This window comes from Nocardioides sp. SR21, assembly GCF_022761125.1.
Classification (GTDB): Bacteria; Actinomycetota; Actinomycetes; order Propionibacteriales; family Nocardioidaceae; genus Nocardioides.
In genome coordinates this window covers 1-19,915 of the sequence record NZ_JAKWJR010000018.1, presented here as the reverse complement: position 1 = coordinate 19,915, position 19,915 = coordinate 1, and the positions used below count along the sequence as shown (strand labels likewise).

Annotated in this window: 32 protein-coding genes; 29 read left to right on the top strand and 3 right to left on the bottom strand. The window is 70.3% G+C overall.

Going from position 1 to position 19,915, the window contains the following annotated elements; genetic code table 11:
• Positions 1-8: 8 nt before the first annotated feature.
• From MJ604_RS23240 to MJ604_RS24090, 26 genes are all read left to right on the top strand, one after another.
• Positions 9-923 (top strand): hypothetical protein, encoded by a 915-nt coding sequence (locus tag MJ604_RS23240; RefSeq protein WP_243061157.1) that lies wholly within the window; start codon positions 9-11, stop codon positions 921-923.
• Between the two features lie 11 nt (positions 924-934).
• Positions 935-1,240 (top strand): hypothetical protein, encoded by a 306-nt coding sequence (locus MJ604_RS23235; RefSeq protein WP_243061155.1) that lies wholly within the window; start codon positions 935-937, stop codon positions 1,238-1,240.
• 7 nt (positions 1,241-1,247) lie between these two features.
• Positions 1,248-1,454, top strand: a complete 207-nt coding sequence (locus tag MJ604_RS23230) for a hypothetical protein (RefSeq protein WP_243061153.1) — start codon at positions 1,248-1,250, stop codon at positions 1,452-1,454.
• Between the two features lie 19 nt (positions 1,455-1,473).
• Entirely contained in the window at positions 1,474-1,899 is a 426-nt protein-coding gene (locus tag MJ604_RS23225) for a hypothetical protein (RefSeq protein WP_243061150.1), read from the top strand.
• Entirely contained in the window at positions 1,887-2,318 is a 432-nt protein-coding gene (locus MJ604_RS23220) for a hypothetical protein (RefSeq protein WP_243061148.1), read from the top strand. Before MJ604_RS23225 ends, MJ604_RS23220 begins: the two co-directional genes overlap by 13 nt.
• Positions 2,315-2,881 carry a hypothetical protein gene (locus MJ604_RS23215; protein WP_243061147.1) on the top strand — a complete coding sequence of 189 codons (567 nt, stop codon included), beginning with the start codon at positions 2,315-2,317 and terminating at the stop codon, positions 2,879-2,881. The genes MJ604_RS23220 and MJ604_RS23215 overlap by 4 nt, the downstream gene beginning before the upstream one ends.
• Before the next feature lie 16 nt (positions 2,882-2,897).
• The gene (locus tag MJ604_RS23210) at positions 2,898-4,016 is read left to right on the top strand and encodes a hypothetical protein (protein ID WP_243061146.1); all 1,119 of its coding nucleotides are present in this window, start codon (positions 2,898-2,900) and stop codon (positions 4,014-4,016) included.
• Positions 4,013-4,420, top strand: coding sequence for a hypothetical protein (locus MJ604_RS23205; RefSeq protein ID WP_243061145.1), 408 nt, complete (start codon positions 4,013-4,015; stop codon positions 4,418-4,420). Before MJ604_RS23210 ends, MJ604_RS23205 begins: the two co-directional genes overlap by 4 nt.
• The gene (locus MJ604_RS23200; protein WP_243061143.1) at positions 4,420-4,896 is read left to right on the top strand and encodes a hypothetical protein; all 477 of its coding nucleotides are present in this window, start codon (positions 4,420-4,422) and stop codon (positions 4,894-4,896) included. The genes MJ604_RS23205 and MJ604_RS23200 overlap by 1 nt, the downstream gene beginning before the upstream one ends.
• A 340-nt stretch (positions 4,897-5,236) precedes the next feature.
• Entirely contained in the window at positions 5,237-7,138 is a 1,902-nt protein-coding gene (locus MJ604_RS23195; RefSeq protein ID WP_243061141.1) for a hypothetical protein, read from the top strand.
• 170 nt (positions 7,139-7,308) lie between these two features.
• Positions 7,309-7,626 carry a hypothetical protein gene (locus MJ604_RS23190; protein ID WP_243061140.1) on the top strand — a complete coding sequence of 106 codons (318 nt, stop codon included), beginning with the start codon at positions 7,309-7,311 and terminating at the stop codon, positions 7,624-7,626.
• Between the two features lies 1 nt (position 7,627).
• Complete coding sequence (locus MJ604_RS24385) at positions 7,628-8,923, top strand: C40 family peptidase (protein ID WP_243061139.1); 1,296 nt, start codon at positions 7,628-7,630, stop codon at positions 8,921-8,923.
• Positions 8,920-10,422, top strand: coding sequence for a hypothetical protein (locus tag MJ604_RS23180; RefSeq protein ID WP_243061138.1), 1,503 nt, complete (start codon positions 8,920-8,922; stop codon positions 10,420-10,422). Before MJ604_RS24385 ends, MJ604_RS23180 begins: the two co-directional genes overlap by 4 nt.
• A 15-nt stretch (positions 10,423-10,437) precedes the next feature.
• The gene (locus MJ604_RS23175; protein ID WP_243061137.1) at positions 10,438-10,698 is read left to right on the top strand and encodes a hypothetical protein; all 261 of its coding nucleotides are present in this window, start codon (positions 10,438-10,440) and stop codon (positions 10,696-10,698) included.
• Entirely contained in the window at positions 10,698-10,895 is a 198-nt protein-coding gene (locus MJ604_RS23170; RefSeq protein ID WP_243061135.1) for a hypothetical protein, read from the top strand. The genes MJ604_RS23175 and MJ604_RS23170 overlap by 1 nt, the downstream gene beginning before the upstream one ends.
• Positions 10,896-10,906: 11 nt before the next feature.
• The gene (locus tag MJ604_RS23165) at positions 10,907-11,218 is read left to right on the top strand and encodes a GPW/gp25 family protein (RefSeq protein WP_243061134.1); all 312 of its coding nucleotides are present in this window, start codon (positions 10,907-10,909) and stop codon (positions 11,216-11,218) included.
• A complete protein-coding gene (locus tag MJ604_RS23160; RefSeq protein ID WP_243061131.1) occupies positions 11,215-12,357 on the top strand; it encodes a baseplate J/gp47 family protein in 1,143 nt (380 codons plus the stop codon). The genes MJ604_RS23165 and MJ604_RS23160 overlap by 4 nt, the downstream gene beginning before the upstream one ends.
• Positions 12,357-13,010 carry a hypothetical protein gene (locus MJ604_RS23155; protein WP_243061129.1) on the top strand — a complete coding sequence of 218 codons (654 nt, stop codon included), beginning with the start codon at positions 12,357-12,359 and terminating at the stop codon, positions 13,008-13,010. The genes MJ604_RS23160 and MJ604_RS23155 overlap by 1 nt, the downstream gene beginning before the upstream one ends.
• Complete coding sequence (locus tag MJ604_RS23150; RefSeq protein ID WP_243061127.1) at positions 13,010-13,924, top strand: hypothetical protein; 915 nt, start codon at positions 13,010-13,012, stop codon at positions 13,922-13,924. Before MJ604_RS23155 ends, MJ604_RS23150 begins: the two co-directional genes overlap by 1 nt.
• A gap of 10 nt (positions 13,925-13,934) precedes the next feature.
• Positions 13,935-14,225: a hypothetical protein gene (locus MJ604_RS23145; protein ID WP_243061125.1), complete on the top strand. Its 291-nt coding sequence runs from the start codon at positions 13,935-13,937 to the stop codon at positions 14,223-14,225.
• A complete protein-coding gene (locus tag MJ604_RS23140) occupies positions 14,222-14,416 on the top strand; it encodes a hypothetical protein (protein ID WP_243061123.1) in 195 nt (64 codons plus the stop codon). The genes MJ604_RS23145 and MJ604_RS23140 overlap by 4 nt, the downstream gene beginning before the upstream one ends.
• 116 nt (positions 14,417-14,532) lie before the next feature.
• A complete protein-coding gene (locus tag MJ604_RS23135) occupies positions 14,533-14,712 on the top strand; it encodes a hypothetical protein (RefSeq protein WP_243061121.1) in 180 nt (59 codons plus the stop codon).
• A 71-nt stretch (positions 14,713-14,783) separates the two neighbouring features.
• The gene (locus tag MJ604_RS23130; RefSeq protein ID WP_243061119.1) at positions 14,784-15,446 is read left to right on the top strand and encodes a hypothetical protein; all 663 of its coding nucleotides are present in this window, start codon (positions 14,784-14,786) and stop codon (positions 15,444-15,446) included.
• On the top strand, positions 15,443-16,114 hold the full coding sequence (locus tag MJ604_RS23125; RefSeq protein ID WP_243061117.1) for a hypothetical protein: 672 nt from the start codon (positions 15,443-15,445) through the stop codon (positions 16,112-16,114). Before MJ604_RS23130 ends, MJ604_RS23125 begins: the two co-directional genes overlap by 4 nt.
• Positions 16,111-16,308, top strand: coding sequence for a hypothetical protein (locus MJ604_RS23120; protein ID WP_243061115.1), 198 nt, complete (start codon positions 16,111-16,113; stop codon positions 16,306-16,308). The genes MJ604_RS23125 and MJ604_RS23120 overlap by 4 nt, the downstream gene beginning before the upstream one ends.
• 4 nt (positions 16,309-16,312) lie before the next feature.
• Positions 16,313-16,444, top strand: a complete 132-nt coding sequence (locus tag MJ604_RS24090; protein ID WP_279236557.1) for a hypothetical protein — start codon at positions 16,313-16,315, stop codon at positions 16,442-16,444.
• A gap of 86 nt (positions 16,445-16,530) precedes the next feature.
• Here MJ604_RS24090 and MJ604_RS23115 read toward each other — a convergent pair whose 3' ends face one another.
• Entirely contained in the window at positions 16,531-17,049 is a 519-nt protein-coding gene (locus MJ604_RS23115; RefSeq protein ID WP_243061113.1) for a hypothetical protein, read from the bottom strand.
• An 84-nt stretch (positions 17,050-17,133) separates the two neighbouring features.
• On the opposite strand from MJ604_RS23115, the gene MJ604_RS23110 reads away from it, so the two are divergent.
• The 3 genes from MJ604_RS23110 to MJ604_RS23100 all read left to right on the top strand — a co-directional run bounded on the left by MJ604_RS23110 (position 17,134) and on the right by MJ604_RS23100 (position 18,703).
• On the top strand, positions 17,134-17,292 hold the full coding sequence (locus MJ604_RS23110; protein WP_243061111.1) for a hypothetical protein: 159 nt from the start codon (positions 17,134-17,136) through the stop codon (positions 17,290-17,292).
• A 133-nt stretch (positions 17,293-17,425) separates the two neighbouring features.
• Positions 17,426-18,124, top strand: coding sequence for a DUF3800 domain-containing protein (locus tag MJ604_RS23105; protein WP_243061109.1), 699 nt, complete (start codon positions 17,426-17,428; stop codon positions 18,122-18,124).
• A 192-nt stretch (positions 18,125-18,316) separates the two neighbouring features.
• Entirely contained in the window at positions 18,317-18,703 is a 387-nt protein-coding gene (locus tag MJ604_RS23100) for a hypothetical protein (RefSeq protein ID WP_243061108.1), read from the top strand.
• 18 nt (positions 18,704-18,721) lie between these two features.
• Here MJ604_RS23100 and MJ604_RS23095 read toward each other — a convergent pair whose 3' ends face one another.
• Positions 18,722-18,937 carry a helix-turn-helix domain-containing protein gene (locus tag MJ604_RS23095; protein ID WP_243061107.1) on the bottom strand — a complete coding sequence of 72 codons (216 nt, stop codon included), beginning with the start codon at positions 18,935-18,937 and terminating at the stop codon, positions 18,722-18,724.
• Between the two features lie 429 nt (positions 18,938-19,366).
• Positions 19,367-19,648 carry a DUF3263 domain-containing protein gene (locus tag MJ604_RS23090; RefSeq protein WP_243061106.1) on the bottom strand — a complete coding sequence of 94 codons (282 nt, stop codon included), beginning with the start codon at positions 19,646-19,648 and terminating at the stop codon, positions 19,367-19,369.
• Between the last annotated feature and the right edge of the window lie 267 nt (positions 19,649-19,915).

Genomic DNA, 19,915 nt, shown 5'->3' with positions numbered 1-19,915 from the left:
AGACCAACATGACGACCTACCCGACCAACCCCACGCTGAGTGGGCAGAAGATCACGGTCGACTGGCTGATGAACAACCCGGTCGTGATCTACCGGACGCTCCGCGGCCTCGTGGAGCAGCGCCTCATCGGCGACAAGCTGCTCGCCGGCCGCGTCGACCTGACCGGCTCCGGCTCCGCGGTGTTCGCCGTCTCCGAGGGCATCTTTGCCAACCGAAGCGCCGAGCGCGTCGTGGGCACCGGCGAGTACCCGCTCACCGACGACGATCCCGGCATCCCTGCCCTGGCCGTCACCGACAAGTGGGGCCTCGCGACCGAGATCCCGCAGGACCTCATCGCGCACAACCGCATGGACGTCGTTCGGCGCAAGCTGGTCAAGCTCGCCAACCGGATCGCGTTCGGGTTCGACGCGCTGGTGCTCTCGGCGATCGCCACGGCGGTCACCCAGGAGCAGCAGCAGGGTGCGGCCTGGTCCGCGGCCGGTGCCGACCCGTTCCTCGACCTCATGCTCGGCGGGGCGAAGGTCGACGAGAACAACCAGGGCTACGACGTCAACGTCGTCGCCCTGACGCCGACCGAGTTCGCCCGGGCCGTGGCCGCCGCCAAGGTCATCGAGCGGATGCCGCGCGAGGGCAGCAGCACGCTGGTCATCACGGGTCGCATGATCCAGATCGCCGGCCTGACGTTCCTCAAGACGACCAACATGCCCTCGGGCGTGAAGCGTCTCGTCGTCGACTCCACCCAGCTCGGCTCGATCGCCACCGAGCGCCTCGGCGGCACCGGCTGGACCGGCGGCCCCGACGACGTCGAGACCAACGTCGAGCCGCTCCAGGGCCGTGACGGCTTCCTGATCCGCGCCCGCAAGGTCGCGGTGCCGATGGTCCAGGAGCCGAACGCCGCCGTCGAGATCACCGACGCGGCCTGAGAGGAGACGACATGAGCAAGATCTACGCCAGCGCCGTCCCGCTCACCATGGTCCGCACCGTCGAGGGCAGCTACTCGAACGTCCTCCAGGACGAGCAGATCCCGGCCGAGATCGTCCACCCGGACGACCTCAAGCGGCTCGTCCGCAAGGGCTTCCTGGTCGAGGTCGAGGCCCAGGAGGCCGACGAGCCCTCGGGTCCGCCCTCCAAGTCGGCGTCCAAGGCGGACTGGGAGGCCTACGCGCGCTCCCAGGGCGCCACGGACGAGGACCTCGAGGGCGTGACAAAGGACGACCTCGTCGCGACCTACGGCGAGTGAGTCACTGATGGCGCACATCGTCAACGACGACCTGGTCGCGTTCGTGCGGACGACCGAGGGCGGGACGGTGAAGCTCCACGCGGGCGACACCGTCCCGGCCGAGGCCGACGCCGACCACGTCGCTGCGCTCACCGAGCGCGGCGTCCTGGCGGAGGTGGAGGAGCGGACCGCTCCCGAGCCGAAGACGGGCAACAAGCCCGGCGCCAAGAACTGAACGAGGAGAGGAGCAGCGCATGGCGCTCGACGGCATCGCCGCAGACGTAGACGTCCAGCAGGTCCATGCGCTGCTCCTCGCCCGCCAGCCGGCGATCCTCGACCCAACGTCCGAGGAGCACGAGCTCTTCGCGTCCGAGGTCAAGGGGATCGCGACCGAGGTGGTCGCGATCACCGGCCCGTCCCCGACCGGGACCTTTAAGGACCTCGCAGTCCGGGCCATCGAGGTCGGGGTCGCCGCACAGATCGAATACGCGCTCTTCCCCGAGCAGCAGCTCGGCGACGGGAGCCGCGGCGCCATGCTCACTGCACGCTACGAGGCGCTCCTCGCGCGACTCGGCGCGGCAGCCAATGCCGCCGGCGAGGTTCCGGGCGTGGCCCGCCCGGTCGGCTCCTTCCCGACCGCGCGCCGCTACCCCGACCCAGTCGAGCCGTGGTCCTGCTGATGCTCGAGGCCACCCTCGAGGACCACGCTGCCCGGCGGCTCCTCGACAACATCGGCGACCGCCTCGAGCACCCCGGCGGCCTGCTCGACGTGCTGGTCGACGAGATCCACGACTACGAGCGCGACGTGTTCGCGACCGGTGGCCACGGCACGTGGCCCGCGCTCGCCGAGGGCACTCTCCGGCAGAAGTCCGGCGGCCAGGTGCTCGTCGACTCCGGCGACCTTCTCGCCGCGCTCACCACCAGCAAGGACCTCCTCGGCGACGAGGCCGTGGTCGCCGCCGACGTCGAGCACGCCGCGTACCACCGCTATGGCACGTCCCGGATGCCGCGACGCGACCCCACCCCTGAGCCCGGCCAGCAGGTCGTCGAGGGCTGGGCGCGCACCGCGCTCGACTACATCGTGGACGGCCGGCGATGACGATCCGGCTGATCACCGCCGACGACCTCTGCACCTCCGCCGCAGCTACCGCGGCCGCTCAGCTCCCCGCGCTGATCGAGGCACGCGGACTCGACGACCCGGACGGCACCAAGCCGTTCAAGATGCCGACCACCTGGGCGCAGATCCCGGTCCTCGAGGCGCTCCAGTCGGCGACCTTCCCCGCCGCGGCGGTGACCACCACCGGCATCGTCGGCGAACCCCGCGATTCCCGCGACGGCATCCACGCCGACTGGCTCGTCCGGGTTGGGATCTTCGATCGCGGCACCGACTACAACGACACCGCCTTCCGGGTCCGTGAGTGGGCTGCGCTGGTGCGCGCCGCCCTACTCCACGACCGCACCCTCGGCGGCCTCGCGACCGGTCTGAAGCTCGTCGAGGAGACCTACCGAAACCTGCCGCAGGTCGGCGCCGCCCGCACTTTGGGCGGTTGCTCTGTCGGCGTGCGGGTCCGGGTGAAGAACATCGCCGACCTCGGCGAGCTCGAGCCCGGCCCTGCCGTCGAGTCCACCCACAACGAAGTGTTCGTCCGTCCGTACACCTGACCCAGGAGCGCGAATAATGTCCCGTCCCCAGATCATCGTGAACGTCGCGCCCGCGCTGCAGCGGCGCGGCGTCGTCACGGACACCGGCATCGCCTTCCTGGTGTACGCCGGAGCGTCCGGTCCCTCGACCCCGACCCGCTGCCTCTCGGCCGCCGACGCGCTCGCCGCGTCCGTCCCGGCCGGTCAGGCCGCATGGGTCGGCGACGCCCTCACCCAGGGAGCGCCGGTCGTGTACGTCCTGCGCGCCGCCGCCGCGAACGCCGCCGCCGTGACCGAGTCGGAGTGGGACGCCGCCCTGGCGAAGCTCACCGTCGACCTCGGTCCCGGCCAGGTCCTCATCCCCGGCGTAGCCACCTCCGCGGCCTACGAGGCGCTGCTCACCCACGCGAACGCGACCGGCCGTACCGTCCTCCTCGACGGTGCGAGCAACGCCAGTGCCAGCACGCTGACCACAGCGGCCGCTGGCCTCGCCGCCGCTGACGGTGCCGAGCGCGCCGCGCTCATCGCCGGTTGGGCCACCGTGCCCGCGACCGGTGGCGGCACCCGCGACATCCCGGGCTCGGTCATCGCAGCCGGCCTCGCAGCGCGCGGAGACGCCCGGGTCGGCCACACCAACCACGCCCCGATCCTCACGCACGACGGGGGCGCCGGCGTGGTGGTCGGAGGCACCGCGGTCACCACGGCGTACACCGACGCCGAGACCGACTCGCTCTCCGCTGCTGGCGTCTCGGCGATCCGGATGGTGCTCGGCCGTCCGACGCTGGTCGACTGGAAGTCGATCTCCGACGACGACAACTTCCGCCAGCTCAACTGGGGCCGCACCCACATGCTGCTCAAGAACGGCGTCTCCGCGCTGATGCTCGACTTCCTCGGCCGCCAGATCGACGGTCGCGGCCAGCTGTTCGCCGAGCTCGACGGCGCGCTGCGCGGCTACCTGCTGCCGCTGTGGCAGGCCAGCGCGCTCTACGGCCAGGAGCCGGTCGACGCGTTCGACGTCGACGCGTACTCCCCGAACACCCCGACCACGATCCAGGACGGCGAGCTGCACGCCCAGGTCGAGGTCTCCCTCTCCCCGTTCACCGAGAAGGTCGTCATCGACGTCACGACCACCGTCGCCGAAGGAGTCGCCGCATGAGCACCTCCCAGCAGTCCCTGATTACCGTCGTGGTCGACGGCCGCACCCTCGGCACCTTCGACACGTTCTCCGGCGGCGAGCCGTCCTCGGACCCGCAGAAGCACCGGCCGGGCGGGATGCAGCAGGAGAAGTCCTACGGCGCGCTCGTGACCTACGGCGACGTCACGGTCGGCCGAGTGCTCGAGCGTGAGCGCGACATCGAGCTGTACCGGTCGCTGCTCCCGAGGTACGGCCGCGCGCTGGTCACCGTCACCAAGCAGCCGATCGACGACAACGGCGCCCCCTGGGGCCGGCCGTTCACGTACACCGGCCGGCTGTCCAGCGCCACCGACCCCGAGTCGGACTCCAACGACGCAACGCCGTCGGTGTGGCAGCTGACCATGATCTGCACGGGCCGCGCCTGATGACCGAGGGGCAGATCCAGGCCGCACCCGGCTCGGCGCTCAGCGACCTGCGCGCTCGCCGCGAGCAGGCCAAGCAGAAGCTGCACCTCGACCTGCGCATCCCGCGCCTCGAGCCGCCGGTGTTCGTGCGGTACGCGCCGCTCGAGAAGCCGGACATCGACGAGGCCAACGCCAAGATCGCCGAGAGCAAGGACCGGGACCGGGAGGTTGTGGCCAAGTCCGTACTGCTCGCAAAGGCCTGCCTGGGCGTGTTCGAGCGCGACGCGAAGGGCAGGCCGAAGGGCGACCCGGCCAGCTGGCCGAAGTTCGACCAGCAGATCGGCGCGATGCTCGAGCTGCCAGCCGACTGCGGTGCCGTCGAGGTCGTCCGTGGCCTCTACCTCACCGACGGCGACGTCATCGTGGCCATGGCGGAGCTCGCCGACTGGTCTGCGAAGAGCGGTCAGCAGGCGGCGGAGGAGTACGCGGGAAACTGAGGCGCGACCCCGCCGTCCGGACGGCGGCGGTCGCACTTCTCGCCGGGGTCGCCAACCCGATCCGGGACTACCTCGCCCTGGCGCCCGACGACGCAGAGCTCATGGAAGCCGTCGTCGCCGAAGCGATCGAACTGCGAGAGACCGAGCACCAGGGTCTCCTCGACTACCTACTGCCCAGACTGTGAGGTGAGCCGTGGCCGAGGAAGAGGTTGGACTGCGGCTCGCGCTCAAGAACCGGCGCGAGGTGGTCGACGGTCTTGATGACGTTGGCGACGAGCTGGATCGCGCTGGCGACAAGGCCGACCGTCTCAACCGGAGTTCTCGGCTCGCAGCCGGAGGGATGATTTCGCTCGGGAAGAGCGGGCGCCTGGCCGGCCGGGCGATCGTCTACGGGGTCGGCGGCGCCGCGACCGCGGTCGTCGGTGCAGGCATCGTGCTGACCAAGTTCTCCAAGGACGCGATCGGCGAGGCTCGCGAGGCCCAGAAGGTCGGCGCCGTGACCCGCGCCGAGATCAAGGCGACCGGTGGCGTCGCGAACGTGACCGAGCGCTCGATGTCCCGGCTCGCGGGTGCCATCTCGGAGAAGGTCGGGATGGACGACGAGGCCATCCAGTCCGGGGCCAACCTCCTGCTGACGTTCAAGAACGTGCGCAACGAGACCGGCAAGGGCAACAAGATCTTCAACCAGGCCACCCGCGCCGCGGTGAACCTCTCCGCTGCTGGGTTCGGCTCGATCGAGTCCGGGTCGAAGATGCTCGGCAAGGCGCTCAACGACCCGCTCAAGGGCATCACCGCTCTGTCACGCGCAGGCGTCACGTTCTCCGAGGAGCAGCAGAAGCGCATCGAGCACTTCGTCGAAGAGAACGATCTCCTCGCGGCGCAGAAGATCATCCTCGGCGAGGTTGAGTCCCAGGTCGGCGGCGTCGCTGCCGAGCAGGCCACGTGGGGCGACAAGGCCGGCGTGCTCTGGGGCAACATCCAGGAGCGGTTCGGCACCGCGATCCTGCCGCTGCTCGACCGCGCACAGCGGTGGTTCGTCCAGGACGGCGGCCCCGAGCTCGACCGGTGGATCGCCATGTTCGAGGACCGCGGCATTCCCGCGCTCGAGCGCGGTGTGCGGTTCATCCAGAGCGACGCGCTTCCGGCGATCGGCGACTTCGTCGACGACGCACGCCCGCTCGCTGAGTCGATCATCCCCGCGATCGGCTCCGGCCTCGAGACCGCAGCCGACGCGTTCAAGGTCATCGCCCCGCTCGCCAAGGACGTGTTCGACGGGTTCAACAACCTGCCCGACTGGGCGAAGTCCGCGATCGCAATCACCGCCGGCGCCGGAGTTGTCGGCAAGAAGGCCGGCCTGTTCGACAAGACGACCATGCTCGGCTCGATCGCCAGTAAGGCCAAGCCGCTGCCCGTCTTCGTCGTCAACAGCGGCCTCGATGTGCCGGGCAGGCCCGGCGCGCCGAGCGGACCTGGCAGCGTCGGGGGAAAGGTGATGCGCTACGGCGGCGTCACGACACTCGGGTTCGGCGCCGTCGCGCTCGGCGCAGAGCAGATGGGCTCCTACCTCGCCAACCGGCCACTCGCGCTGCCGGAGCGCCGTAACGGCACGTACTCGCCCGGCGCGACCATCAAGGCGCTGCCGTCCCAGGTTGTCGTGCCGGGCATCGACCCGCGAACCATGATGCCCACGGTCAACTACAACGCCGCATCTGAGGGCTACGACAAACTGGTCGACAAGATCAGTGAGGGCGAGAGGTTCGCGCGCAGGTTCGGCGTCACCCTCGAGGACGCGAACCGCATCATGGGTGGCGAGATCCCGCGCTCGGCGATGGAGCTCCGCGACTGGATCGGCCGCGCGGTCGATCGCACGAGCGACTTCACCCGCCAGCTGCTCGGCGGAAAGGCGGCCGGCGATGAGCTGGTCGGCACGCTTGGCGTGATCGCACAGGACTGGCAGCCCAAGATTCGCCTCGACAGCCTCGCGGTCGCCGAACTGCGCCTCGAGTCGTTCACGTCGAAGCTCGAACAGCTCGGCGGCACGGGTGACTTCCCGACGACCTCACCGAGGGTGAACCCGCCGCGACCGCCGAAGCGCCCCCAGGGGTCCACGCCCCAAACGGCAGGAAAGACCGTCGCGCCGGCGTCACGGCAGCCGACGGTCGTGCAGCTCGTCATGCCCAACGGTCGCGTGCTCGCCGAGACCGTCATCGACGACGTCGACGACCAGCTGGCGCGCCGGTGAGCGCCGCACGACGGGTCACCCTGACCCCAATCTCGCCGGCGCGCCCGGGAATGGTCCTTGACCTGGTCGGCGACGATGACCTCCGCGGCGGGACGGGTGTCTGGAACACCGTTGACCGGCCGAGACGCCGCGACGCAATCGAGTGGTCCGGGACACGCGGCTTCACCTACGTGCTCCCGTTGCTGCTCGACGGCACCGAGATCCGTGTCGGGGTCGACAAGCCGATCGAGGCGGACTGCCAGAGGCTGCTCGCCTGGTCCGCGAACCCGACCGAGAAGACCGGCGAGCCGGTCGTCCTGATCGCGACCGGACCTCTCAAGGCCCAGCCGACGGTGCGGTGGGTGATCACCGACCTCACCTGGGGCGGCCAGATCCGCAACGGCGACGGCAAGCGGGTCCAGCAGTACGTGACCGTCACCCTGGCTGAGCACCTCGCGCCGGTGATCCGCCGTTCGCCGGCGAAGAAGGTCCGCGAGGGGAAGCGCTGAGGTGGCGCGCACCACCGACTCCGGCGTCGTGCTGCTGGAGAACCTCAACCTGCGCAACGCCAGCCAGAAGTCGATGCTCGAGCTCGAGGACGCCCTGGCGGCCCCACCGTCGCTCGTGCTGCAGATGGACGGCGCGTGCACGCTGACGCTCGTCGTCGCCGACGCACGCCGCAAGCTCATCCGCTCGCCTCTGATCCAGGAGAAGTCCTGGTCCGAGGTCCTCGGGATCCGGTTCGAGCTCGTGGCGACCCGCAAGAGCGGCGACCGGGTCACCCTCACCTACGAGGACGGCATCACCGCGGCGCTACGCCGCCGCAACTCCCGGATGCTCATCCGCGCCGGCACCATGACTCGCGCGGGCATCCTCGAGAAGCTCGCCGACGAGGCCAACGTGCCCGCCTCGATCGACCCCGCCGACGGCCGCGGGAAGGTCCGCAACGCGGTGCGCCGCTCCGCCAAGGGCGACCGCAAGACCAACTCCTGGGACCTGACCGGCCAGCTCGCCGAGGAAGTGCGCTGGCGCCGGTTCTCCAACGGCCGCCGCCTGGTCGCCGGATCCGACGGCTGGCTCATGGACACCGGCGACCCGATCCGGCTCACCGAGAATACCGGCGCCGTGCGCAACATCGACTTCGACCTCGACACCGGCAAGCGCGCCTCCGCTGCGACCGTCACCGTGGACGCCACCATCGGCGCGCTGCCGCCCGGGCAACTGGTGATCCTCGACGACGACATGGGTCCCGCTGAGGGCCGGTGGCTGGTCCGCTCGTTCCAGCGCGACCTCTCCTCCACCACCGCGACCGTCCCGCTGGTCCGCGCACGCCACGAGCTCAAGGAACCGAAGCGCTCCGGCGCCGGCGACCCCGGTGAACCCGACTACATCCCTGGCGTCGGGACCGGCGCCGACGGCGGTGGCTTGGCCGCGAACGCTGCCCGCGAGCGGCTCGTCTCGTTCGCGCTGGCCCAGCGCGGAGACGCCTACCAGTGGGGCGGCAACGGCCCGTCCGAGTGGGACTGCTCCGGCCTCGTTCAGGCCGCCACCGCGGCGGCCGGCCACACGCTGACGAAGCCGTCGAGCTCACAGGCCTCCGCGGTCGCCGCTGCCGGCAAGGGCCTGACGATCGAGGCGGCGATCCGAACCCGAGGCGCGCTGCTGTTCCGGATGGGCTCGCCCTACAACCACGTCGCGATCAGCCTCGGCAACGGCCAGACCATCGAAGCGATGGGCGAGGCCTACGGCGTGTGCATCGGCTCCGCGAACGGCCGCGGCTGGACCTCAGCGGGGTGGTGGGTATGAGCGACGCACTCGACGCTCTCAGCGGCCGCCGACCCGAGCGCCGCATCGACGACTCCCCCGCCACCGCCCGCGTCGTCCTCGTCGACGACACCGGGATCCACGTCGCACCGCTCGACGAGGACACCACCCAGCCGGTCGGACCGTGCCGCGGCATGGCAGCCGCCGTCGGCGACGTCGTGCTCTTGGTCTGGACGGTCGACGGCCCGTGGATCGTGCCCGAGTCCTCTCCAGGGGAACCCGGCGCGACCGGCGCGACCGGCGCGACCGGCGCCACCGGAGCTACTGGTGCGACGGGCGCCACCGGCGCGACGGGTGCGGCCGGCGCAACGGGGGCAACGGGGGCCACTGGAGCGACCGGTGCGACCGGCGCAACAGGGGCGACCGGGGCGACCGGTGCGACCGGTGCGACCGGGGCGACCGGGGCGACCGGTGCGACCGGCGCCACCGGCGCAACAGGGGCAACCGGCGCAACAGGGGCAACCGGCGCGAACGGCGCAACAGGAGCCACGGGTGCGACCGGAGCCACGGGTGCGACCGGAGCAACCGGGCACTTCATCAACGACTTCGATGGCGTCTGGTCGTCCATCGCCACGTACACCTCGGGCCAGATCGTCACCAGCGCTGGCTCGACCTGGATGGCTCTCGGAACGCCGCCGGTGGGCGTCGCGCCAGCCATCGGGCCGAGCTGGGAACTCCTCGCGGAGAAGGGTGCGGCCGGCGCAACGGGGGCCACTGGAGCGACCGGCGCCACGGGCGCCACCGGCGCCACGGGCGCGACCGGCGCGACCGGGGCCGGCGGAGCGACGACGCCAGACGTCCAGGTCTTCGACGCCTCCGGGACATGGAACCGCCCGGCCGGCACGCCGACCCGTCACGAGATCATCGTGATCTCGGCCGGCAACGCCGGCGGCGTCAACGCCAGCACGTTCAACCGTGGCGGCGGCGGAACCATGGCGATCCTCGAGTGCGCTCCGGCCGACCTGGGCGCCACGGCGACCGTGACCGTCGGCGCCAGCGGCCTTCCCGGGGGCACATCTTCGGTGGTGTCCTCCACGCTGTCCATCGCGGCCCTGAGTACGACCGGCGGGACAACTCTCTGCACGTTCAACGGCATCTCCTACACCGCCGCGCAGAACCTCAACGGTCTCCGCGTCATCCCCGGCGCCCTCGGTGGCGCAGGCGCCGGCGGCGCCGGTGCATCCTCCGAGGGCGCAGGCGCCGGCGGCGGCTACTCCTCCGCCTCGGTGCTCGGTGGCGCCGGCGGCGCCTCGAACGTCGCCCTCCGAGCTGGCGGCGCAGCCGGACCCGCGATGGGCTCCGGTTCCGGTGCTGCCGGCAAAGACGGCGACATCGCCAGGCGAATCGCCGGCAGCGGCGGAGGCGGCGGCTTCGCCGGGGGAAACGGCGGCAAGTACGGCGGGGGCGGCGGGGGCGCTCGGTCTGGATCAGCCAGCGCCGGAGGCCAGGGCGGCGTCTGCATCATCACCTACTTCGACTGAGAAGGGCTCTGACCCATGAACGCTGCGCTCATCGACGAGAACGGCCTCGTCGTCAACACGATCGTCGTCGGCGACGACTACGAGCCGCCCGACGGCCTCGAGGTCATCGAGCTCCCCACCGACCCTCCCGTCGCGATCGGCTGGACCTACGACGACGGCGAGTGGCTCGAGCCCGATCTGGTCGTGCCCGAGCCGCCGACGCCTGGCCCGCTCTCGCTCATCCAGGCACAGCTCGACTTCATCTCCGACCGACTCCTCGAAGAAGGGATTCTCTGATGGCCAACCCCACCGGGTTCCGCTACCTGTGCCGCTACTACGAAGGCACGGCCTCGCTGGCCACGCTCGATTACTGCCTGACGAAGGGTTACATCACCCTCGTCGAGTACGAGCGTGCCCTGACGGGCGAGCCGCCGATCGGCTACGTCCCGACGCCCACCGCGGCGTCGGCCGCAGCCCAGGCGACGGCGGAGTAGGCCCAACGACCGTGCCCACTCACCTGGCGCTCCCCCTGCAGGTCACGAGCTCCGGACAGCTCGCCGCGCTCGAGCAGGACAGTCCGCTCGAGGTAGCGCAGTCGGTGGCGCTATTGATCGGCACCCGCCCGGGCGAGCGACGCTCGGTCCCGGACTACGGCGCGCAGGACATGGTCGCCGTGGGCATCGATCCGGCGGCGATCGCGGCCGCGGTCGAGGACCACGAGCCGCGTGTCAGCGCCGTTCTCGTCGACGAGCTGACGACCGGCGTCACCGCGCACGCCGTCGTGCAGCCCATCATCGGAGAGGAGCAGGAGGAGTGACCTACGAGCCGCCGGACCTCCCCGCAGACCCGGACGCCGTCAGCGAGTCGATCCTCGAGGGCATGGCCGATCAGATGCCCGGCTGGGTCCCGGTCGACGGCGCCCCTGAGGTCGCGCTCGCTGAGGAGGTCGGCACCGAGACGGCTGCCACGCGGGCGTTCTTCACCAGCTTCGCCGAGTGGGCGGTCGCCGGGTTCGGCGCAACGGTGTTCGGGGTGCAGCCGGTTCTCGCCGCGGCAGCACAACTGTCGGTCGAGTTCACTGTCACCGGGGCAGGTGCCCAGATCCCGGTCGGCTTCACCGTGATCGCGACGAACGAGTCCGGCGCCGAGATCGCGTTCATCACCAGCGAGCTGCTGACCTCGGTCTCGACCACCGTGACCGCAACTCTGACAGCTGCTGTCGTAGGCACGGTCGGCAACGACGTGCCGGCCGGTGACCTGGTCGTGGCCACCGCGTCCGCGGTCGTCACCGCGGCCGAGGCCACGGCACCTTCGGCAGGCGGTCTCGACGACGAGCCGATCGCCGACTACCTTGTCCGGCTCTCGGACCAGCTCGCCACACTCTCGTTCGGCGGGATCCTTCCTCACGACCTCGCACTACTGGCGCGATCCGTTCCCGGCGTCGATCGAGCCGTCGGCCTGGACAACTACGACGCGCTCTCTGGGCTCACCGACGTCGCCCGCACCGTGACGGTGTTCGTCGTCGACGAGGACGGCGCACCGGTCTCGGTCGGGATCAAGGCCGACGTCCAGGATGTGCTCCAGGCAGCCCGCGAGCCGAACCTGGTGATCTACGTAGCCGACCCGACCTATACGTCGGTCGACATCGCCTACGAAGCGGTCGCCGATCCCGACGCCAACCCGGTCACGGTGAAGACCGCCGTCGACGCAGCCCTCGCTGCCTACATCGCCCGGTGGGGCTCAACCTCCGAAGACCCCGACGGCTGGGTGATCAGCTCGACGATGCGCCTGTTCGAGGTGGTCAGCGTCATCGGCTCCGTCGCCGGCGTGCTCTACCTGGACTCCCTGACCCTCAACGGCGCCGCCGCGGATCTCGCGCTCGCCGGCGTCGCGGCGCTCCCGACGCCGGTCACCGCCGGCGTCGACCCGTCGACGATCACTGGAACGGTCGTCTAGTGGCCGGGTTCGCTGCCCGAGTCCTCGACGGTCTCGGGCCGGCCTTCCGCGCCCGCGCCGGCGACGTCGTCGAGGTTCTGGCCGAGGCGCTCACCGCTCCGCTCGACGAGGTCGACACCCTCGCCCGACCGGCGGCGGCTGACCGGCCGTGGGCGACGGTGTTCGACCTCGAGCACACCAGCCAGCCCGCCTGGATCGGTGGCATCGTCGGCACCCGACTGCCCGGAGGGCTCTCGGTCGAGGAGCAGCGCGCCTACGTCCGCGACCGCGCCGCCTGGCGCCGCGGCCGCCTCGACGCCCTCGCGGCCGCCATCCAGGCCGTGCTCGGCGGCGACCACCGCGTCGGGTTCCTCGAGCGCCTCGGTGCCGACGCCTGGACCATCGCGATCCTTGTCCACGCCGACGACGCCGTAGGCGCTACCGAGGCCCAGATCCGCGCCGCGGCCGCGACCCAGAAGCCCGTCGGGCTCCTGATCGCCGACGTCGAGCTCGTCGCCGACGTCGACGAGGAGACCGTCACCTGGTGGCGGCCGCCCGGCACCTACCTCCGCTACGCCCGCACCAGCGAACTCGCACCGACCTACGCCGACCGCACCGCGATGTTCGCGACCTACCGCGACTCCCGCGACTACAACCCCTCGGAGGACAGCTGATGGCCACCACCCCGCGCGGCGTGCCCTACCCCGGCCCGGGAGACCCGGACAACGTCCCGGTCGACATGCACGAGCTCGCACAGTGGCTCAACGACCACCCGGGGATCTCGGCGCTCTCGACGACCGCGCGGAACGCGCTGGCCGGTGTGGACCTCTGGGACGGCCGGCTCGTCTTCGACACGACGCTGCGCGCCTACATGAAGTACGACGACAACACCGACACCTGGGGACGCCAGTGGGAAGGAGCCGTCGCCACCTACGACTCCTCGGTCACCTGGACGAAGCCCACGGGACCCGCGATGTTCCTCGTCGAGGTCTGGTCCGGCGGCGGCGGTGGCGCCAACCCTGGGTCCACCGGGGCCGCGGGTGGCGGTGGCGGTGGCGGGTACAGGGCACGGTGGTTCAGGACAGCTGACCTCGGCGCCACCGAGTCCATCACGATCGGCGTCGGCGGGGCCGGCGGCATCATCTCGGGAACCTCGCCGACGAACGGTTCGGCGGGCGGGACGACCTCCTTCGGCTCGCACATCTCGGTCACCGGCGGAAAGGGTGGCGCCGGCACCGGCGTCAACACGACCGTCTCCGGTGGTGATGGCGGCGGGGTCTCGGGCGGCAAGGGCGGGCAGGGCGCGACGTCGGCGCTCGCCGGTTCCTCGACCTGGGGCGGCGGCGGCGGCGGATCCGGTCGCAACGACGGCAGCCACATCCCCGGAAACAGCGAGTGCGGCGGCGGCGGCGGCGGATCCCAGGCCGTCTCCGGCGGCCTGTCCGGGCTCGGAGGTGCCGGAGGCGCCGCCGGGATCGGCGTCGCTGGAGCCGCTGGCACCGTGCCCGGCGGCGGAGGCGGAGCCAGCGGCGCCAACGCCGTCGCCGGCGCCGGCGCAAACGGCCGCGTCCGCATCACCAGCTACTGAGGTGGCCGCCGTGATCACGATGCAGGTCATCGACGGCATCGGACTTCCCCAGGTCGGGCTCGGGTCCGGGTGGGCGGTGATGGTCCTGATGATGGTGTTCATCATGCGCGGGACGCTGGTCCCCCGGCGGACGCTCGAGGACGCGCTCCACGACCGCGACGAGTGGCGGGCCGAATCCCGCATCAAGGACGCCCAGCTCGCCGAGAAGGACGAGCAGCTCCGCCACATGGGCGAGGTCGGCCGGACCGTCGACCAGATCATGCGGGCGTTGCCCGGAACGGCCAGTGAGGCGAAGTCGTGAGCTTCTGGCGCCGGCGGCGCGACATCGGCCCGCTCGAGGGAGAGCAGGCACGTCGGCGTGCCGAAGAGGAACTGAACAAGACGGTGGCGGAGACGCCGCTGTACGCCGCTCTCGGTGAGTCACTGCGGCAACTGCGCGAGGCCAACCACTTCGCGCAGGCCATCCGAGACTCCATGGGAGGACGACGTTGAGCGTCGATTGGTGGGTCAGCTTCTTCGTCTACGCATCCGTGGTCCCGGTGACTCTCTTCGCCCTGCTGTACGGGTTTCGGTCGCCGTGGCGGGCTTCGTGGACGGGCAGGTGGCTGATGATGCAGTCGATCGGGCTTGCCGCGGTCCTGTGGCTCGTCGTGGCCTCGACGTGGTTCGGCGACTATGCCGGGCGTCCGTGGATCCGGCTGTGCGTCTACGGCTGGCTGTTCCTCGCGTTCTGCGCCGGGTGCGCGGTGCTCGCCTATCAGCAGGCCGCCCGCTCTGCCGAGTCCTGATCTCTCCCCGCGTCCGCACCAGCGTCGCGCTGCTGCTCGACGCCCTCTCCGCCTGCCCGAAGGAGGCACTCGTGGTCGATCCACGCCTTGCCCGGCCGCTGTGGCGCGGCCGCACCAACGTCGACGCCTACACCATCGCCTGGATCGAGCACGCCGAGCAGATCAAGGCCGACCGGTGGCCGAAGCGCCCCGAGCTGCACCACAAGTACGCCGTCACCCAAGGCGGCTACCAGGGCACGGCCGGCGACCCCGACTCCGGCACCACCCACCGCCTCGGCGGCGGCACCGACTTTCACTGGTGCGGCCACCCCGAGTGCCTCCTTGCGCTCCGCCTCGCCGGCGGCTTCGTGTGGCTCCGCAACCCCGCCCAGGGCGACTGGCCCTTCCACATGCACGGCGGCCCGCTCGACCACCCGTACATGGACACCCGCCTCGCAGCACAGCAGGTCTCGTACCTCTCGCGCGGCAACGGACTCGGCGGACCCGATGACGGGCCCCGCCTCGACCCCATCCCGCGGCCCGTGTGGCCCTGGCCCCAGGAGGACGACATGCCTTTCACCAACTGGCCGAAGGAGGACCAGGACGCTCTGGTCGACCGGATTGCCAACGCCGTCACGAAGCGGCTTCTCGACACCGACCTCACCCCGAAGCAGGACGAGCCGAGGTCCAGCGTGCGCGCCGCGCTGAACAAGGTCCTCCGTCTCGGCGACAAGGACGCTGGCCACCGGCGATGACCGTCGCCTCTCTGGTCATCGGCGACACCAACCAGTCGTTCGACGAGGTCAAGGCACTCGCCGAGCGGTGCGGCGGCACCGCCGTCCGTGGCCACGGCCCGGATCACGCGATCGTGATCGGCGCCGACGTCGTCGACGTGCACGTGCTCGGGAAGTACGGGTCGGATGCGCACCACGCGATCCTGTTCGAGCTCGCGGTCGACGGCGTCACGGTCACGGCGCTGCTGTGGAACGTCTGGGTCGGCCAGAAGCCGCGGCGGGTACGCCGCACGCTCCGCCGGCTGAGCCGCCGCCACCGGCCCGACGTGATCGTGCTGAACGAGGCCTACCGGTGCGGCGACGTGCTACGGACGGTCAAGCGCTACGACGTGCACCAGGGCCCGAACGTCGGCGAGGGGGCAGACGTTGCTGTCCTCGTCGCGCACCGGCACCGCACGCTGCGCAGCCGGGCGCTCCGGATGCGCCAGACGTGGACCGTCGTGTCGAAGGGCCGCGTGAAGCCCGGCCGCGAGTTCCGCGCCGATCGGATCCGGCTCGCCGGCGGACCCGTACTGCGCGTCCTCGGTTGGCACGGACCTACCGACCACCCCATCAACGCGGACGCCGCCGCCGAGGCGCACGACCGCATCGTCCGCTGGGCCCAGCCCCGCACGAAGGAGCACCGATGAACCTCTCCACCATCCGCAAGGCTCTCGTCGCGGCGTCCGGCGCCGCCCTGTTCGCCGGAGTGGCCGGGCTCGCCGCCGGCATGTCCGACGGCCACCTCACCGGCTCCGAGGCCGTCATCGCCGGCGGGCTCGCGCTCGGCGCGTTCGCCGTCACCGGCCGCGCGACCTGGGCCGTGCCCAACGAGGAGCAGTAGCCCCATGCGCCGGCGCGGCTTCGGCGAGGACAGTGGCGCGGCGATCGTCACCGGTGGCCTCATCGTCGGCTCGCTCCTGTGCCTGCTTGGCCATGTGCTCCGCGTCGTCGACGACCAGCTTGCCGACTTCGATTGAGCCATACCTCGGCCTCACCGCCCCGTCTTCCCACCCGGGGAAGGCGGGGCGGTTTCGTCGCGTCTGGGCCGGGCGACGCCGACCCGTCAGCCCTCGACGTCCTCCACGAACTCGTCCATGTCCTGCCCCCACTCGCGCACGAGTTGGTTGCCCTCGCCGATGGCGTCGTTGGCGTCCGCTATTGCTCTGCGGTCGAAGTTCTCCAACCCGGACAGGAGCAAGGTGAAGCCGCGAATGCGTGCGGCCGTGGCTTCGATGTAGACATCGTGGATGTCGGCGAGCTCGTCGTCCTCAACTTCGATCTGCTGGAAGTCGTCGCTCAGTTGGACCCACTCCGGTAGGTCCGTCGAGACAACGCGGTACATCGCTCGGTCTGTGGTGTAGTTCGCCCCTTGAACAGACGCGTACCGCTCGAGGAGTTCTTCCTCGCGCTCGCCGAGTGGTGTCATCTCGTCGCGATAGTCGTCGAGAGCCTCTTGGGCCTTCTCGTCGTCGTTGCTGACTGCGTCCGCAACCTTCTGAGAAGCATCTCCGCAGGAGGACACTGAGCCCACGATCGTCGCAACGAGAACGGCGGCGCAGGCGAGCCGGAGACGTCGATTCATGGTGCGCAGCGTCCCACGTTTCAGCGCCCCATACGTTCGCTTCTCGCCATCGTCGAGGGACGAATGCTGACGTAACCTGCAGCCGTGATCCTCCGCGCCGCGATCGAGCCCGTCGACGGCGCAGCCGAGCGCCGCCAGATCGAGGTCGACGTGGCGTCGTTCGAGCTGGGCCGCACCGAGCTCGACGACCTCACACCACCCGGGTGGCGTCGGCTCCACATTGTCACCGAGCCCCCGGCCTGATGCCTGCCTGGGCGCAGTGGATCCTCATCGCCGCCGGCCTCGCCCTCGGCGCCTCGCTCCTCGCGTCCTGGTGGCGCGACCGCGGGTAGGCACGCGTCCCACAACTGTCGCGCTCACCTGAGAGGATCACCGGGTGCTGCACGCCTACGTCGACGAGTCGTACACCGACGACTGGTTCTTCATGGCTGCCGCCATCGGCGACGACAAGCAGGTCGCGACCTTCAACAACAACATGCCCTGGCTGGTCATCGAGGCCGCCGAGTACCTCGGCCTCCCGACGGTCCCGAACGAGCTCCACGGATACGAGCTCCTGCAGGGTGCGGGACCGTGGAGCTCTGCCTCGGTCCAGGCGCGTATCGACCTCGCGGCACAAGCCCTCGAGCTCGCACGAGAGTGCGACATCAAATTCATCCTCCGCGGTCTCGACCGGAAGGCCCAGCGACAGAAGTACAACGAGGTCTACGAGCCATATGGCGTCGTCCTCACCCAGCTCGCTAAGGACGTAAACGCATTCGCTCGAGCCCGGTCCACGCCGGTCGACATCGTGTGCGACGAGATCCACCACGACGACCGCCACCGCGCCATGATCGAGCGTTGGCGCCGCAACGGAACCCCCGGCTACACCGTCAGCAAGCTGCAGTCAGTAGTCGGCAGCCTGGAGTTCGTGGCTTCCGATTCCAGCGGCATGATCCAGGTCGCTGACCTAGTCGCCTACCTCCGGCACCGCATCGCTACACGGCCAGATCCCCCGCGCGCAGAACGCCGCGCTCGTGACCGGCTCTGGCGCATCATCGAGGGCCAGATCGACCAGAACTACGTCTGGGTTCCCTAAATGCTCGACGGCCCCGCAGAAGCGAGGCCGTCGGCTGGACAGGAGGCACAACAGGCGTCCCGTGGACTCAAAGGTAGCACCGAACCGCAACAACTAGTGCGACTCGGCTCACATTTTCTCCACAGTCTCACCAAGGCTGTCCACAGAGTTCCGCCGGTTATCCACACGTTTCCCACAGGGCGCAGAAGTCACATGTCGGTCGGCTCTGACACGCTCTCCACTATGGCCAGTTCGCGATCCGCACCACCTGACACTGGCATCATCCTGGCCCGACTCGACGGCGCAGCCCGCCGGTTGCTCCGCGAGAAGACCGACCCTGACACCTGCGTCCGCGAGATCCACGCCATCACCACCGACCCGCAGCTGCTCGGCCAAGCCGCCGGCCGAGCGCTCGGCGGCTGGCAAGCGAACGGGAGTCACGACAGCGACCGCGTCGCCCGAATGCTCACCGCGGCCGGCGCCGACCCCGCTGTACGAGACCAGCACGCCGCCGAGACCAAGGCCCGCCTCAAGGCCGAGCACCGCCGACCCGGCATCGGGAACCCGCGGCCGTCCCGTCGCAATGTCAGTGGTCAGTGATACCCGCCCGATACACGCTCACGCATCGCCCCTGAGCATCTTGTAGATCGTCGGCCGGCTCAGTCCCGTCATCCGGGCAGCCTGCGTCGGAGTCACCTGGTCCGCGGTCGCGCGCACCAGCTCGCCGACCTCGCGCTCCTGCCTGACCTGCTCGGTCTTCAACCACTGCAGTCGAGTGCCGGCCTGCACAAGCTCGAGCACCTTCGGGTGCGGCGGCGTGGTGGCGTCAGTCATCGGCGGACGGCCTGACGGACGGCGAGCGCGCTGAGTCCAGCCCACGCGACCCAGAGCGGCCACGGGACAGGGCGGATGGTGCTGGCCGCGGCGAGTACGACTGCGGCGCCGGCGCTGATCTGAACGCTGGGATGGGTTGCGATTCGAGCGAGCATGGTTCCTCCGTTCCTGAGGATCTGTCATCGTGGACCTTTGGAAGGCCGGGGGCACTGTCTTTGCTCCCGGCCTTCCTCAGGTTGTCACTCTCGTCGGTGCTGTCCCCGGGGCTTCCGCTTCCGGTTCTGCCACACGCTCACCGCTTGCAGGATCACTGCGACGGCGGTGAGGACGAGAGCGGCATCTTCTCGGTCCAAGGTGACCATCTCCTCTCTGATGTTGTGTAAACGAGTTTACAGTCACGAGAGAGGCAGTGTCAACGGTTTTACAGAATCAGTTCCGGAAGGTCAGTCGGGTAGGCGAACGCTGCGCTCGGCGTCCATCCCGGATCCGCCGCAGCCGTGCGACCAGCTGTGCGTCGTACTCCAGCGCCGCGGGCTGCTCGAGCAGGTCGTTCAGCACCTGGTAGTAACGCGTCGCCGACATGCCGAACTGCTCGAGCACTGCGGCCTCCTTCGCGCCGGCGTACTTCCACCACTGGCGCTCGAAGTCCAGGATCGCGCGGTCGCGTTCAGTCAGTTCCGGGCGCACGCCGGCGTCGTTGGTCCCCACCACGGAATCGAAGGTAGCCGCGAGCGCCGACAGGAGCGGTAGAATTCAGAGCCTGCTCAGCCACGCTTCTGGGTCTATACGACCGCGTGGGGCAGATCATGGGGCAATGCGGCACATCGCCGGACTATCCGAGACCCGACCCCGCAAACCCTAGACCCGCCCTGACCTGCGCAAACTCCGATTCCACTCCATCTCGCTAGACCCCGCCCGAAGAACGCTCACGGACTTCTAATCCGACGGTCGCAGGTTCGAATCCTGCCGGGGGCGCCC

Coding starts and splice junctions, on each gene's coding strand:
- MJ604_RS23240 (WP_243061157.1), top strand. CDS start 9: ATGACGACCTACCCGACCAACCCCACGCTGAGTGGGCAGAAGATCACG.
- MJ604_RS23235 (WP_243061155.1), top strand. CDS start 935: ATGAGCAAGATCTACGCCAGCGCCGTCCCGCTCACCATGGTCCGCACC.
- MJ604_RS23230 (WP_243061153.1), top strand. CDS start 1,248: ATGGCGCACATCGTCAACGACGACCTGGTCGCGTTCGTGCGGACGACC.
- MJ604_RS23225 (WP_243061150.1), top strand. CDS start 1,474: ATGGCGCTCGACGGCATCGCCGCAGACGTAGACGTCCAGCAGGTCCAT.
- MJ604_RS23215 (WP_243061147.1), top strand. CDS start 2,315: ATGACGATCCGGCTGATCACCGCCGACGACCTCTGCACCTCCGCCGCA.
- MJ604_RS23210 (WP_243061146.1), top strand. CDS start 2,898: ATGTCCCGTCCCCAGATCATCGTGAACGTCGCGCCCGCGCTGCAGCGG.
- MJ604_RS23205 (WP_243061145.1), top strand. CDS start 4,013: ATGAGCACCTCCCAGCAGTCCCTGATTACCGTCGTGGTCGACGGCCGC.
- MJ604_RS23200 (WP_243061143.1), top strand. CDS start 4,420: ATGACCGAGGGGCAGATCCAGGCCGCACCCGGCTCGGCGCTCAGCGAC.
- MJ604_RS23195 (WP_243061141.1), top strand. CDS start 5,237: ATGATTTCGCTCGGGAAGAGCGGGCGCCTGGCCGGCCGGGCGATCGTC.
- MJ604_RS23180 (WP_243061138.1), top strand. CDS start 8,920: ATGAGCGACGCACTCGACGCTCTCAGCGGCCGCCGACCCGAGCGCCGC.
- MJ604_RS23175 (WP_243061137.1), top strand. CDS start 10,438: ATGAACGCTGCGCTCATCGACGAGAACGGCCTCGTCGTCAACACGATC.
- MJ604_RS23170 (WP_243061135.1), top strand. CDS start 10,698: ATGGCCAACCCCACCGGGTTCCGCTACCTGTGCCGCTACTACGAAGGC.
- MJ604_RS23150 (WP_243061127.1), top strand. CDS start 13,010: ATGGCCACCACCCCGCGCGGCGTGCCCTACCCCGGCCCGGGAGACCCG.
- MJ604_RS23135 (WP_243061121.1), top strand. CDS start 14,533: ATGATGCAGTCGATCGGGCTTGCCGCGGTCCTGTGGCTCGTCGTGGCC.
- MJ604_RS23125 (WP_243061117.1), top strand. CDS start 15,443: ATGACCGTCGCCTCTCTGGTCATCGGCGACACCAACCAGTCGTTCGAC.
- MJ604_RS23120 (WP_243061115.1), top strand. CDS start 16,111: ATGAACCTCTCCACCATCCGCAAGGCTCTCGTCGCGGCGTCCGGCGCC.
- MJ604_RS24090 (WP_279236557.1), top strand. CDS start 16,313: ATGCGCCGGCGCGGCTTCGGCGAGGACAGTGGCGCGGCGATCGTCACC.
- MJ604_RS23115 (WP_243061113.1), bottom strand. CDS start 17,049: ATGAATCGACGTCTCCGGCTCGCCTGCGCCGCCGTTCTCGTTGCGACG.
- MJ604_RS23100 (WP_243061108.1), top strand. CDS start 18,317: ATGTCGGTCGGCTCTGACACGCTCTCCACTATGGCCAGTTCGCGATCC.
- MJ604_RS23095 (WP_243061107.1), bottom strand. CDS start 18,937: ATGACTGACGCCACCACGCCGCCGCACCCGAAGGTGCTCGAGCTTGTG.